10 protein-coding genes are annotated in these 13583 nt (G+C 59.7%); 9 read left to right on the top strand and 1 reads right to left on the bottom strand.

Translation table 11 applies throughout. The features are described from left to right. The first annotated feature begins 61 nt into the window (after positions 1-61). The 8 genes from kdpF to C7M51_RS18605 all read left to right on the top strand — a co-directional run bounded on the left by kdpF (position 62) and on the right by C7M51_RS18605 (position 10409). The gene (gene kdpF / locus C7M51_RS18570) at positions 62-151 is read left to right on the top strand and encodes a K(+)-transporting ATPase subunit F (RefSeq protein ID WP_160623016.1); all 90 of its coding nucleotides are present in this window, start codon (positions 62-64) and stop codon (positions 149-151) included. Further along, positions 151-1830, top strand: a complete 1680-nt coding sequence (kdpA, locus tag C7M51_RS18575; protein ID WP_160623017.1) for a potassium-transporting ATPase subunit KdpA — start codon at positions 151-153, stop codon at positions 1828-1830. The genes kdpF and kdpA overlap by 1 nt, the downstream gene beginning before the upstream one ends. Positions 1831-1845: 15 nt before the next feature. After that, positions 1846-3894 carry a potassium-transporting ATPase subunit KdpB gene (kdpB, locus tag C7M51_RS18580; protein WP_160623018.1) on the top strand — a complete coding sequence of 683 codons (2049 nt, stop codon included), beginning with the start codon at positions 1846-1848 and terminating at the stop codon, positions 3892-3894. 10 nt (positions 3895-3904) lie between these two features. Then, positions 3905-4483 (top strand): potassium-transporting ATPase subunit KdpC, encoded by a 579-nt coding sequence (gene kdpC, locus C7M51_RS18585; RefSeq protein WP_160623707.1) that lies wholly within the window; start codon positions 3905-3907, stop codon positions 4481-4483. Positions 4484-4532: 49 nt separating this feature from the next. Continuing rightward, on the top strand, positions 4533-7205 hold the full coding sequence (gene kdpD / locus C7M51_RS18590) for a two-component system sensor histidine kinase KdpD (RefSeq protein ID WP_160623019.1): 2673 nt from the start codon (positions 4533-4535) through the stop codon (positions 7203-7205). A gap of 55 nt (positions 7206-7260) precedes the next feature. Then, complete coding sequence (locus C7M51_RS18595; protein ID WP_160623020.1) at positions 7261-7764, top strand: TIGR00645 family protein; 504 nt, start codon at positions 7261-7263, stop codon at positions 7762-7764. A 163-nt stretch (positions 7765-7927) separates the two neighbouring features. Continuing rightward, positions 7928-9313: a cation:proton antiporter gene (locus C7M51_RS18600; protein ID WP_160623708.1), complete on the top strand. Its 1386-nt coding sequence runs from the start codon at positions 7928-7930 to the stop codon at positions 9311-9313. A gap of 166 nt (positions 9314-9479) precedes the next feature. Then, positions 9480-10409, top strand: a complete 930-nt coding sequence (locus C7M51_RS18605) for an alpha/beta hydrolase (RefSeq protein WP_160623021.1) — start codon at positions 9480-9482, stop codon at positions 10407-10409. A 39-nt stretch (positions 10410-10448) separates the two neighbouring features. Here the strand turns inward: C7M51_RS18605 and adhP are convergent, their stop codons facing one another. After that, positions 10449-11465: an alcohol dehydrogenase AdhP gene (gene adhP, locus C7M51_RS18610; RefSeq protein ID WP_160623022.1), complete on the bottom strand. Its 1017-nt coding sequence runs from the start codon at positions 11463-11465 to the stop codon at positions 10449-10451. 253 nt (positions 11466-11718) lie between these two features. Here adhP and C7M51_RS18615 point away from each other — a divergent pair, with 253 nt between their 5' ends. Continuing rightward, complete coding sequence (locus C7M51_RS18615) at positions 11719-13545, top strand: glycoside hydrolase family 15 protein (RefSeq protein WP_160623023.1); 1827 nt, start codon at positions 11719-11721, stop codon at positions 13543-13545. Positions 13546-13583 lie beyond the last annotated feature (38 nt).

A 13583-nucleotide genomic window follows, 5' to 3' on the forward strand; every position in this document is an offset into this window, starting at 1 on the left:
GCCAATTTTATACGCCAGTTTTTATCCTCTGCGCTAACTGTAATGCGCCCTGGAGGTGACTGTGAGTATCGGAATTGCGGCGGGTATCGTGCTGCTGTTTTTACTGCTGGGCTATCTGATATATGCCCTGATCAACGCGGAGGCCTTTTAATGGTCACCTCTGCATTTTTACTGTTGGTCAGCTATATGGCCGTATTGCTGGTGCTGGCCCATCCGCTGGGACGGGCGATGACGGGGATCGTGCACGACAGGCCGCTGTTGCCCCGGCTGGAAAAGATGCTGTGGCGGCTGTGCGGTGCGGAAAAACAGAGCATGAGCTGGCAACACTACCTGCTGGCGCTGCTGCTGTTTAACGGCCTGGGACTACTGCTGCTGCTGGCGATACTGATGATGCAGCAGGCGCTGCCGCTTAATCCATTACGGCTGCCGAATCTGAGCTGGCATCTGGCGCTGAATACCGCCGTCAGCTTCGTTACCAATACCAACTGGCAATCCTATGCCGGTGAAAGCACGCTCAGTCCGCTGAGCCAGATGGCTGGGCTGGCAGTACAGAACTTCCTGTCGGCAGCGACCGGCATCGCCGTGGCCTTTGCGCTGATGCGCGGCTTCGCCAATAAATCGCTGGCCACGCTCGGTAACGCCTGGCGTGATATAACGCGCATTACTCTCTACGTTCTGCTGCCCATCAGCCTGATTATTGCGTTGCTGCTGGTCAGTCAGGGCGTGGTGCAGACGTTGAGCGCCAGCGTTGACGTACAGACGCTGGAAGGCGCGAAGCAGACGCTATCGTTAGGGCCGGTAGCCTCACAGGAAGCGATCAAAATGCTGGGCACCAACGGCGGCGGCTTCTTCAACGTCAACTCGGCACATCCGTTTGAAAACCCTACCGCACTCAGCAATTTTATTGAAATGCTGGCGATATTCCTGATCCCTGCCGCGCTCTGCTTCACCTTCGGCGAAGTGGTCAGCGATCGTCGCCAGGGCTACGCGCTGCTCTGGGCGATGAGCATAATGTTTATCGCGGCGGTAGCGGTTGTGATGTGGGCCGAGCTGCGCGGCAACCCACATTTCCTGACGCTTGGTGCCGACAGCGCGATTAATATGGAAGGTAAAGAGACGCGCTTCGGCATTCTCAACTCCAGCCTGTTCGCGGTGATCACCACCGCCGCCTCCTGCGGGGCGGTAAACGCCATGCACGACTCCTTTACCGCGCTGGGCGGCATGATCCCGATGTGGCTGATGCAGCTGGGTGAAGTGGTGTTCGGCGGCGTCGGTGCGGGCCTGTACGGAATGCTGCTGTTCGTGGTACTGGCGGTATTTATCGCCGGGCTGATGATCGGACGCACGCCGGAATATCTCGGTAAAAAAATCGACGTGCGTGAAATGAAACTGACCGCGCTGGCAATTTTGGTGACGCCGACGCTGGTTCTGCTCGGTAGCGCGCTGGCGATGATGACCGAAGCGGGGCGCGCCGGGATGGCGAACCCAGGCACTCACGGTTTCAGCGAGGTGCTGTATGCCGTCTCGTCGGCGGCCAACAACAACGGTAGCGCGTTTGCCGGACTAAGCGCCAATACGCCGTTCTGGAACCTGCTGCTGGCGTTCTGCATGCTGGTTGGTCGCTTCGGCATCATCGTTCCGGTGATGGCGATTGCCGGTTCGCTGGCGGTGAAAAAGGCGCAGCCGGTAAGCAGCGGTACCTTGCCTACCCACGGCGCGCTGTTCATCTGCCTGCTGATCGGCACCGTGCTGCTGGTCGGCGCGCTGACCTTTATTCCTGCGCTGGCGCTGGGGCCGGTGGCAGAACATCTCCAACTGATTTCGCGTTAACGGACGGGCAAGCTTATGAGTCGTCAACAACAGGCGCTGTTTGATGGTGCGCTGACGCGTACCGCCATCATCGATGCGTTTAAAAAGCTGGATCCACGCGTACAGTTCCGCAATCCGGTGATGTTTCTGGTTTATCTCGGCAGCGCATTAACCACGCTGCTGGCACTGGCGATGGTAACCGGGCAGACGGCGGGGGACGCGGGCTTTACCGGTGCGATTGCGCTGTGGCTCTGGTTTACCGTACTGTTCGCCAATTTTGCCGAGGCGCTGGCGGAAGGGCGCAGCAAGGCGCAGGCCAGCAGCCTGAAAGGCGTGAAGAAAACCAGCTTCGCGAAAAAGCTTAGCGCGCCGCGTTACGATGCGGGCTGGCAGCAGACGGCGGCAGAGACGCTGCGTAAAGGCGACTGGGTGCTGGCAGAGGCGGGCGATATTATCCCCTGCGACGGTGAAGTGGTGGAGGGCGGCGCGTCGGTAGATGAGAGCGCCATTACCGGTGAATCTGCGCCGGTCATCCGCGAGTCAGGCGGTGATTTCGCCTCGGTAACCGGCGGCACGCGCATCCTCTCCGACTGGCTGGTGATTCAGTGCAGCGTTAATCCGGGCGAAACCTTCCTTGACCGCATGATTGCGATGGTGGAAGGGGCGAAGCGGCGCAAAACGCCCAATGAAATTGCCCTGACGATTCTGCTGATCTCGCTGACCATTGTCTTTCTGCTGGCGACCGCCACGCTCTGGCCCTTCTCCGCCTGGGGCGGTCATGCGGTAAGCGTTACCGTGCTGGTGGCGCTGCTGGTCTGCCTGATCCCGACCACCATCGGCGGCCTGCTCTCTGCGATTGGCGTGGCGGGCATGAGCCGGATGCTGGGGGCCAATGTGATTGCCACCAGCGGACGGGCGGTCGAAGCGGCGGGCGACGTGGATGTACTGCTGCTGGATAAAACCGGCACCATTACCCTCGGCAACCGCCAGGCGACGCGCTTTATGCCCGCGCCGGGCGTCAGTGAACAGCAGCTGGCAGACGCGGCGCAGCTCGCTTCGCTGGCGGATGAAACCCCGGAAGGGCGTAGCATCGTGGTGTTGGCGAAGCAAAAATACAACCTGCGCGAGCGCGATCTACAAAGCATGGACGCCACCTTTATCCCTTTCTCAGCGCAAACGCGTATGAGCGGTGTTAACGTGCCGCAGCGCAGCATCCGCAAGGGGGCGGTAGATGCGGTACGTAAACATATTGCCGCCAATCACGGCGCTTTCCCCGCTGAGGTGGATGCGCTGGTAGAAGAGGTGGCACGCGCTGGCGGTACGCCGCTGGTGGTGGCAGAGAATGAGCGCGTGCTGGGTGTGGTGGCGCTGAAAGATATTGTGAAGGGCGGTATCCGCGAGCGCTTTGCCGAACTGCGCAAAATGGGCATCAAAACGGTCATGATCACCGGCGATAACCCGCTGACCGCCGCCGCGATTGCTGCCGAAGCGGGCGTCGATGATTTTCTCTCCGAGGCAACGCCGGAAGCCAAGCTGGCGCTGATCCGTCAGTATCAGGCGGAAGGGCGGCTGGTGGCGATGACCGGTGACGGCACCAACGATGCTCCGGCGCTGGCGCAGGCCGATGTAGCGGTGGCAATGAACTCCGGCACCCAGGCGGCAAAAGAGGCGGGCAATATGGTCGATCTCGATTCCAACCCGACCAAGCTGCTGGAAGTAGTGCATATCGGCAAGCAGATGCTGATGACGCGCGGCTCGCTGACCACCTTCAGCATCGCCAATGATGTGGCGAAATATTTCGCCATCATTCCGGCTGCCTTTGCGGTGACGTACCCGCAGCTTAATTTACTGAACGTGATGCATCTGCATTCGCCCAGCTCGGCGATTTTATCGGCGGTAATCTTCAACGCGCTGGTGATTGTGTTTCTTATTCCACTGGCGCTGAAGGGCGTCAGCTATCGTCCGCTTGCGGCGGCAGCGCTGCTGCGCCGTAACCTGTGGCTGTACGGCGTTGGCGGCCTGTTGGTGCCTTTCGCTGGCATCAAGCTGATTGATATTGTGCTCACCCTGTTGGGCTGGGCCTGAGGAGAGAATGATGTACGCATTACGTCCTGCCTTCATCCTGTTAATTATCCTGACGCTGCTGACCGGCGGCCTCTATCCGCTGCTGACAACCCAACTGGCACAGTGGCTGTTTCCGGCGCAGGCCAACGGCTCGCTGCTGCGGGAAAACGAGGCGGCGCGCGGCTCGGCGCTGATCGGTCAGGCGTTTAGCCGTACCGATTATTTTTGGGGGCGTCCCTCCGCGACGGCGGAAACGCCTTACAACGGCGCGGCCTCGTCGGGCAGTAACCTCGCCGCCAGTAATCCGGCGCTGGACCAGGCGGTAAGCGAACGCATCGCACAGCTGCGTGCCGCCAATCCGCAGGCCAGCCGCCAGGTGCCGGTCGATCTGGTTACCACTTCCGGCAGCGGCCTCGATCCGCATATCTCTCCGACGGCGGCGCAGTGGCAGGCACCCAGAGTTGCGGCGGCGCGTCGGTTGCCGCTGGAAACCGTACAGCGGCTGATTGACGAAAATAGTGACCGTCCGCTGCTGAAATTTCTTGGCGAGCCGGGGGTGAATGTGGTGAAACTGAATATGGCGCTGGATGCGCTGACGGCAGCGCGCTGACAGCCTGTCGCCGCCGCCTGGAAAAACCGCTTCACCTTTAAGGACCGCGATGAACGATGAGATAGCCCGCCCCGATCCTGATGCGCTGCTGCAACACGGCAGCCATCGCGGCAAGCTGAAAATCTACTTTGGTGCCTGTGCCGGCGTCGGAAAAACCTACGCCATGCTCCAGGAGGCGCGGCGGCTGCGCGCGCAGGGGCTGGATGTGCTGGTTGGCGTAGTGGAAACCCACGGACGCCAGGAGACGGCGAGCCTGCTGGAAGGGCTAAGCATATTGCCGCGTCGCGCAAGCGGGCGCTCACGCTATGAAGAGTTCGATCTGGATGCAGCGCTGGCGCGGCGTCCGGCGGCGATCCTGATTGATGAACTGGCACACAGCAATGTGCCCGGCTCGCGCCATCCAAAGCGCTGGCAGGATATCGATGAGCTGCTGGAGGCGGGCATCGATGTGATGACCACGGTGAACGTTCAGCATCTGGAAAGCCTGAACGATGTGGTGGGTGGCATTACCGGCATTCAGGTACGCGAGACGGTGCCCGATCCTTTTTTTGACCGCGCCGATGAAGTGGTTCTGGTGGATTTGCCGCCGGACGATCTGCGCCAGCGGCTGAAAGAGGGCAAGGTTTACGTGGGCGATCGCGCCGAGCGGGCGATTGAAAACTTCTTCCGCAAGGGCAATCTGTTTGCCCTGCGCGAGCTGGCGCTGCGGCGAACCGCCGATCGGGTAGACGATCAGATGCGCGCCTGGCGTGACATACAGGGCCGGGAGAAAGTCTGGCATACCCGCGATGCCATCCTGCTCTGCATCGGCGACCAGACCGGCAGCGAAAAGCTGGTGCGCACCGCTGCCCGACTGGCTTCACGTCTCGGCAGCGTCTGGCACGCGGTGTATGTGGAAACGCCCCGGCTTTACCGGCTGCCAGAGACGCGACGGCGCGCCATTTTACGTACGCTGCGGCTGGCGCAGGAGCTGGGTGCGGAAACCGCTACCCTGGCGGAGGCGGATGAGGCGCAGGCGGTGTTGCGCTACGCACGGCAGCATAATCTGGGCAAAATCGTTATTGGCCGCCGTCCGACGCGGCGCTGGCGGCGCGACAGCTTTGCCGCCCGTCTCGGTCTGCTGGGGCCGGATCTCGATCTGGTGGTGGTGGCGCTGGAGGATGCGGCGCGTGATATACCCGGACAGCTTCACGATACGCGCAGCTTCAGCGAAAAATGGGCAACTCAGCTGCGTGGCATGGCGGCGGCGCTGTTGCTGTGCGCGCTGATTACTCTCGGTGGACTATACTGGCTGCCCGGTTTCGATCCCGCCAACGGCGTAATGATTTACCTGCTCGGCGTGGTGATTATCGCGCTGCGTTACGGGCGCTGGCCGTCGGTAGTGGCGACGGTGATGAACATCCTCGCGTTTGATCTCTTTTTCATTGCGCCCACCGGAACGGTGGCGGTTTCCGATTTGCAATATCTGGTGACTTTTGGCGTCATGCTGGCGGTTGGCGTGATTGTCGGCAACCTGACGGCGGGCGTGCGCTATCAGGCGCGGGTCGCGCGCTATCGCGAGCAGCGGGCGCGTTATCTCTATGAAATGGCCCGCTCGCTTAGCAGCGCGTTGCGCCATGAGGATATCGCTGCCACCAGCCAGCGCAGCCTTTTCGCTACCTTGCAGGCGCGTAGCGCGCTGTTGCTGCCCGATGAGCGCGGTGAGCTGCATGTTACCGGCGACAGCAACCTGACGCTGCCGCCCGATGGTGCTATTGCCCGCTGGAGCTTTGGTAAAGGGCAGCCAGCCGGTGCCGGAACGGATACGCTACCGGCGATGCCCTGGCAGATGCTGGCGCTGAAGACTCATGAGAAAACCTGGGGATTGCTGGTGGTGGAGCCGGAAAACCTGCGCCAGTTGATGATCCCGGAACAGCAGCGGCTGCTGGAAACCTACTGCGTGCTGCTGGCTAACGCGCTTGAGCGTATCGCGCTGGCGCGCAGCGAGGCGGCTTCACGGCTGGCGGCGGAGCGCGAACAGTTACGCAATGCGCTGCTCTCCGCTCTGTCGCACGATCTGCGCACGCCGCTAACGGTGCTGTTCGGCCAGGCGGAGATGCTGATGCTCGATCTCGCCGGAGAAAATTCAAAATTTGCGCCGCAGGCGGGGCAGATCCGCGAGCAGACGCTCAGCACTATCCGGCTGGTGAGCAATATGCTGGATATGGCGCGTATCCAGTCCGGCGGGCTGAACCTGCGTCAGGAGTGGCTGCTGCTGGAGGAGCTGATCGGTAGTGCACTAACGCAGCTGGCGGCGATTTTACCGGGTGAAAGCGTGCAGCTGGCGCTTCCGGAGCGGCTGATCTGGCTACACGGCGACAGTACGCTGCTGGAGCGTGTCTTTATCAATCTGCTGGAAAACAGCGTGAAATACGCTGGTGCACAGACGCCGCGCGGTATTCGCGCACAGGAGCATGACGGCAAGCTGCACATTGAGGTATGGGACAGCGGGCCTGGCATTCCAGCCGGGCAGGAGGAGAAAATTTTCGATAAGTTTTCCCGTGGCGATAAGGAATCTACTGTGCCGGGCGTCGGGCTGGGGCTGGCGATCTGCAAAGCGATTATCGAAACCCACGGTGGGCAGATTGAAGCGAGTCCGCGTCCGTCAGGTGGCGTAAGCTTCATTATTACGCTGCCGCAGGCTGTACCGCCTGTGTTACCGGAGAGCGAGGAAGTGGCATAAGTTGTTAACGCATCGGTTATACTGGTGATCTTTATAAGTTAACAAACTGGACTTTATGGAACGCTTCACCGAAAACCTGATGTACGCCTCGCGCTGGCTGCTGGCACCGGTTTATATCGGTCTGTCGCTGGGATTGCTGGCGCTGACCATTAAGTTTTTTCAGGAAATCCTGCATCTGCTGCCGCATATCCTGGATATTGCCGAAAACGATCTGATCCTGATTCTGCTGTCGCTGGTGGATATGACGCTGGTAGGCGGCCTGCTGGTGATGGTAATGCTCTCCGGCTATGAAAATTTTGTCTCGCGGCTCGATATTGATGAGCACAAAGAGAAGCTGAGCTGGCTGGGCAAGATGGATTCCGGTTCGTTGAAAAACAAAGTGGCGGCCTCAATTGTGGCGATCTCATCGATTCATCTGCTGCGGGTATTTATGGATGCGCGCAGCATCGCCAACGATAAGCTGATGTGGTATGTCATTATCCATCTGACCTTCGTGCTGTCGGCCTTTGTGATGGGCTACCTGGACTCATTGTCGCGGCGAGATAAGAAAGGTTACTAGCGTTGCAGACGTCACGCTGTCAGCCGGATGTTTAGCCTCCACCTGAACCACGCTTTCCGGCGTGGTTTCTCTTTTCATCTGTTTCAGTTATTCATTTCTCCGCGCCAGCCAGGGATATATGCCAGGCTTAATTTATTCAGTGGGCAACTATCACGGGAGTAGTATGGATTTCCTTGGCTGGACCGTCGCCAGCGGCGGATTATTGCTGGTTATGTCGCTGGCGTCGAGCTGGATTCGTCGCGGCCCGGTGACCTCTTTTGGCCTGTTTTTACTGATTGGCATCCTGTTCGGCCCCTGGGCGTTGGATCTGGTCAGGCTTAATGTACTGACTCATCCCGACATTACCGCCCATATCACCGAAATTACCATGGCCGCCTCGCTGTTTATTACCGGGCTGAAGTTGCGTCTGCCGCTAAAGCTCAGCAACTGGCGTATCGGTACGCTGCTGGCGTTCCCCGCGATGCTGCTGACGGTGCTGGGAATGACGGCGGTGGTGCATTTTATTACCGGCTTCTCCTGGCCGCTGTCGCTGGCGTTTGCGGCGATCGTTGCGCCAACCGATCCGGTGCTGGCGAGCCTGATCTCGGTTAACCATGCGGGCGACGACGACGCGCTGCGCGTGGCGCTCTCCAGCGAAGCGGGACTGAACGATGGTTCGGCGCTGCCGCTGTTAATGCTGGCGCTGCTGCTGGCGCAGGGAAACGAACCTTTCTCCGCCGGGATGTTCGGGCACTGGGTCTTAAAAGATGTGCTGTGGGCCTTTATCGTCGGTACGCTGATTGGCTACTTTCTGGGACGGCTGATAGGCATCCTGGCAACCCGGCTGCGCAGCGCGCATAGCGATACGGCACCAAACGATTTCCTGGCGCTGGCCCTGATCGCGCTCAGCTATGCGCTGGCGCAGTATGTTGAGGCTTCCGGCTTCCTCGCCGCCTTCGCCGCCGGGATCGGGCTACGGCGCGCTGAAGTATACGTCGTGCGTAATCATCCACCGGAACAGCTGCCGGAAGATGCGCGCATGAAGCCTGCGGAGCTGCTGGTGAACCCCAACCAACGACATATGCAGGAAGATTACGGCCCGGCGCATTCGGTAGGGCTGGTAGTTGGCGATGCGCTGTCGTTTGGCGATACGGTGGAACGGCTGCTGGCGGCGTTGATGGTAGTGGCGCTGGGCGCAACCCTGGCGCTGCACTGGAACACTACCGGCCTGCTGTTGGCGGCAATACTGTTTTTCGTTATTCGCCCGCTGGCGGTCTGGATCACTACTATTGGCACCGGTACACCAGCACGGCGGCGCTGGCTGCTCGGCTGGCTGGGGATTCGCGGCATCGGCAGTATTAACTATATCGCCTATGCCTGGATGCACGGCATGGATGGGCCGCAGGCTAACGCCATGGCAGACATGGCGCTGACGCTGGTTGCCGCCAGCGTGGTGATTCACGGCATGACCGTGACGCCGCTGCTGACCCGACGCCAAAACCGGCTGGCAGCGCGACATGAAGCGGAGCGACAGCGGCGCAAAGAAGCAGAGAAACTTAAACAGGATTGACGGCGATACGGTTTTTCGCGCTACGATAGCGTGGCGGCGCTGTCCAGCCTCGTTTCTGAGTCATCATCCCGATCTATTTTATCGATGCGCCGTGGCGTATCGTGGAGTCTCTCCTTGTCTTCTTTTATCACCGGGTTGCCACCTGCGGGCACCGTGGGAATGCAGCATGATTAGTCGTCGGCGTCTTCTGCTGGGCGTGGGTGCCAGTCTGTTTTCTGTGCAAACCGGTAGCCTGTTTGCTGAACAGGATGTGATTCCACTGTGGCCGGAACAGCCGCCCGGCGGCGGTGGGCCTTCCGGTGCGCTGCATATCAATAAATCGGGTTCCTGGTCTAATATCGTTTCGCCGTCCATTCAGCGTTTTCTGCCGGAAGCGCCAAACGGCGAGGCGGTGCTTATCGCGGCTGGCGGCGGCTATCGCTGGATTGGTATGGGACGCGAAGCCTGGCCGGTAGCACGCTGGCTGAACAGTATGGGCTATACCGCCTACGTGTTAAGTTATCGTCTGCCTGGCGAAAAGTGGCACGCTGGGCCGCTGGCGGCTTTGCAGGATGCGCAGCGGGCGATTCGGCTGATACGGGCCATCGACCATAGCGTACATGCGCTGGGCTTTTCGGCGGGGGCACACCTGTTGGGGATGGCGGCAGCGCGGCCCGGCTACGCCAGCTATGCGCCGCAGGACGCGCTGGATATGCTGACGGCGAGCGTGGACAGCATCGGCCTGATCTATCCGATTATCACGCTGGAAGCACCGTGGAATCACACGACCACGCACCGTATGCTGGCGGGCAAACATGCCACGCCGGAGCAGGAGGCCGCATGGTCGATTGAAAACTTTGTGACCGCCGCCTATCCGCCAACGTTTCTGGCGCAGGCGCGGGACGATCGCGTATCGCCACCGCAGAACTCACTAATTATGCGTGAGATCTGTCGTCGTAAGGGCGTGCCGGTGGAGTGGATTGAGATCGATAAGGGGGGACATGGTTTCGGCCTCGGCGCGGCAGGTACGCCAGCCGCTATCTGGGATCGGGCCTATGCGCTCTGGCTACGATCGCGTCAGCATCAGCGCAGGCCGATGCTGACCTTTACGATGTAAAACAGCAGGAAAAAGACGGCCTCACAGGGCCGCCAGCGGTTATGACTTCATAGCGAAATCGATCACCATGCGCCCACGGATTTTGCCGTTTTCCATCTCATGAAAAATATCGTTGATATCGCCAATCGCACGGCGCGTAACGTGCGGCACCACTTTGCCTTCGGCGGCAAACTGAAACGCTTCTGCCAGATCTTCACGGGTGCCGACCAGCGAACCGACCACTTCAATACCATCCAGCACCAGGCGGGGGATATTCAGGCTCATTGATTCCGGCGGCAGGCCAACCGCGACGATACGCCCACCGGCGCGCATGGCGTCAACCGCAGAGTTAAAGGCGGCTTTCGCCACCGCGGTAACCACGGCCGCATGAGCGCCACCGACACGATCCTGAATGATCTTCGCCGCATCTTCATTGCGTGAGTTGATCACAATATCGGCCCCCATCTCGCTGGCGAAGGCGAGCTGATCGTCGTTGATATCAACCGCGATGACTTTCGCATTAAAGACATTTTTTGCGTACTGCAACGCCAGGTTGCCCAGCCCGCCAAGGCCGTAAATCGCGATCCATTTACCGGGACGGATGCCGGATACCTTGACCGCTTTATAGGTGGTGACGCCAGCGCAGGTTACGCTGCTGGCCGCCGCCGGATCCAGGCCGTCCGGCACTTTAACCGCGTAGTCGGCAACGACGATGCACTCCTCTGCCATGCCGCCATCTACGCTGTAGCCTGCGTTTTTGACGTTACGGCAGAGCGTTTCGTTGCCGCTGTTGCAATATTCACAGTGGCCGCAGCCCTGATAAAACCAGGCGACGCTGGCGCGATCGCCCGGCTTCAGTGAAGTCACGCCGGGGCCGATCTCTTCAACAATCCCGATCCCCTCGTGACCAAGAATAATCCCGGTGGTATCACCAAAATCGCCGTTCTTTACGTGCAGGTCGGTATGGCACACGCCGCAACACTCCATTTTCAGGCGGGCTTCACCATACGCCAGCGCGCGCAGCGTTTTCTCCACAACCTCAACGCGATGATCTTTGGTTACAACTGCTGCTTTCATGTCAGTCTCTCCCTTGATGAGATAACAACGTATCCTGGGTTCAGATGAACAGGCGGAAAGTGGTACGCCATTAACCGGCGTACCTGCCTGTATGCTAACCATTTTGAGTTATTTGCAACGCAGTGATTGTCCAGAGTGTGACAACGATCACCGGTGTACTACGCTTAAATTAACCTTGCCAGCGTAACGCGAAAAAGCAACGTTGCCGCATCCACCTGCTGCTGCGCCGTTCAGATAAAGGACATTATTACCTGTGAAAAACATGACCTACGAATCGCCCGCACGTGAAAACGGCTATGCCGGGCTGGGTGACTATGCTGCGATCGGTGAAGGCCGTTCCGTGGCGTTGATTGCCCCTGACGGCGCTATTGACTGGTGGTGTGCGCCCAATCTCGACTCGCCGCCGTTGTTCGATCGTATACTGGATGCTGATTACGGCGGCTATTTTCAGGTGGTGCCCGCCTCTTCGTGGCGTATGCAGCGCAGCTATCGTGAAAACAGTAATGTGCTGGAAACCCGCTATCAAACCGACAGCGGCGAGGTGCTGGTGACGGAATCGCTTAACAGTACGCTGGCAGGACGCCTGCCGTGGAATGAGCTGGCGCGGCGCGTGGATGGCGTGCGCGGCGAAGTGGCAATGAAGGTAATTTTTCAGCCCGGCACGCGCGCGGAAACCTGTTCGCCGTGGATGAACAAGGTCCATGACTATCCGGTTTATCACGTCGGTGAACTGATGGCGATGCTGCGCCTGACCGATGATGTACAAATTGATCGCTGTGATGATGTCAGCCTGACCGCCACTTTTACCACCTCCTCCGGTTCGCGCTCGCTGGTGGCGCTGGTCACTACCGAGCGGGAGCCGCTAGCGATTCCGGCACCGGAAAAAATCGATGAGCGTATCGAAACCAGTCATATCGCCTGGCGCGACTGGGCTGACGGGCTTGACTGGCACGGGCCTTACGATAGCCACGTCAGGCGTTCGGCGCTGGCGCTGAAATTTCTCTGGTATTCCCCTACCGGCGCGCTGGCGGCGGCAGCGACCACCTCGCTGCCGGAAAAACTGGGTAACGATAAAAACTACGATTACCGCTATGCCTGGATACGCGATGCCTGCCTGATTATTAAAGCCTTCGTCTATCTGGGATCGATGGAAGATTGCAAAGCGGCCTTCTCCTGGCTGTCACATACCATTCGGCGGCATGACGGCGGCCTGCGCGCCTGTTACACGCTGGAGGGCGGACAGGTGCCGGAAGAGACCAATCCGCCGCTGGCAGGCTATCGCGAAACGCAACCGGTGCGGGTAGGTAACAACGCCCGCGATCAAATCCAGCTCAGTATGTATGGCGATATGCTGGCAACGGCGCGCCTGTTTATTGAAGCGGGTCACGTGCTGGATCTCTCTACGTCGCGTCTGCTCGGCAAGCTGGCGAATCACTGTGCTGACAGCTGGCGGCAGAAAGATTCCGGTATCTGGGAGCTGCCGGAAGAGCAGCACTATACGCATTCCAAAATGGCCTGCTGGCTGGCGCTCGATCAGGCGGTGGAGCTGGCGCGCGACAGCCATATCGAACCGACCTGGGTGCAGCGCTGGGAGCGCGAACGCGATCGTATCCGCGACTGGGTGGAAACGCACTGCTGGTCAGAGCGTCGTCAGGCTTACACCTTTTACGCCGGAACGGAGCGGCTGGATGCGGCGGTCGCCCTGACGCACTACTACGGCAGCAAAGTGAATCCGCAGCGTATGTTGTCAACGCTGACGCAGATCCGTGAGGAGCTGGGAGAGGGTCGCGTAATGCTCTACCGCTATTCTGACGTACAGAAAGAGGAAGCAACCTTTGTTGCCTGCGCTTTCTGGCTGGTAGAAGCGCTGGCGGAACTGGGCGAGCGTGATGAGGCGCGGCGCACCATGGATGAAATTCTGGAGCAGCTTTGCCAGCGCGGTAACGTCGAGATCTTTAACGAGATGTTTGATACCCGCACGCAAAGCTGGCTGGGGAATATGCCACAGGGATTAAGCCACCTGTCGCTGGTCTGCGCGGCGAAGGCGCTGTCGGAAGATAATCCCGGCCATCAGGTGTAGCGCAACGCGAAGAAGGCAGGCTGAACGCGGCTCAGCCT

This window comes from Mixta intestinalis, assembly GCF_009914055.1.
GTDB classification, from domain to species: domain Bacteria; phylum Pseudomonadota; class Gammaproteobacteria; order Enterobacterales; family Enterobacteriaceae; genus Mixta; species Mixta intestinalis.

Bases quoted from the DNA above. Each gene is read 5' to 3' on its own strand.
- kdpA (WP_160623017.1), top strand. From the start codon at position 151: ATGGTCACCTCTGCATTTTTACTGTTGGTCAGCTATATGGCCGTATTG.
- kdpB (WP_160623018.1), top strand. From the start codon at position 1,846: ATGAGTCGTCAACAACAGGCGCTGTTTGATGGTGCGCTGACGCGTACC.
- kdpC (WP_160623707.1), top strand. From the start codon at position 3,905: ATGTACGCATTACGTCCTGCCTTCATCCTGTTAATTATCCTGACGCTG.
- kdpD (WP_160623019.1), top strand. From the start codon at position 4,533: ATGAACGATGAGATAGCCCGCCCCGATCCTGATGCGCTGCTGCAACAC.
- C7M51_RS18595 (WP_160623020.1), top strand. From the start codon at position 7,261: ATGGAACGCTTCACCGAAAACCTGATGTACGCCTCGCGCTGGCTGCTG.
- C7M51_RS18600 (WP_160623708.1), top strand. From the start codon at position 7,928: ATGGATTTCCTTGGCTGGACCGTCGCCAGCGGCGGATTATTGCTGGTT.
- C7M51_RS18605 (WP_160623021.1), top strand. From the start codon at position 9,480: ATGATTAGTCGTCGGCGTCTTCTGCTGGGCGTGGGTGCCAGTCTGTTT.
- adhP (WP_160623022.1), bottom strand. From the start codon at position 11,465: ATGAAAGCAGCAGTTGTAACCAAAGATCATCGCGTTGAGGTTGTGGAG.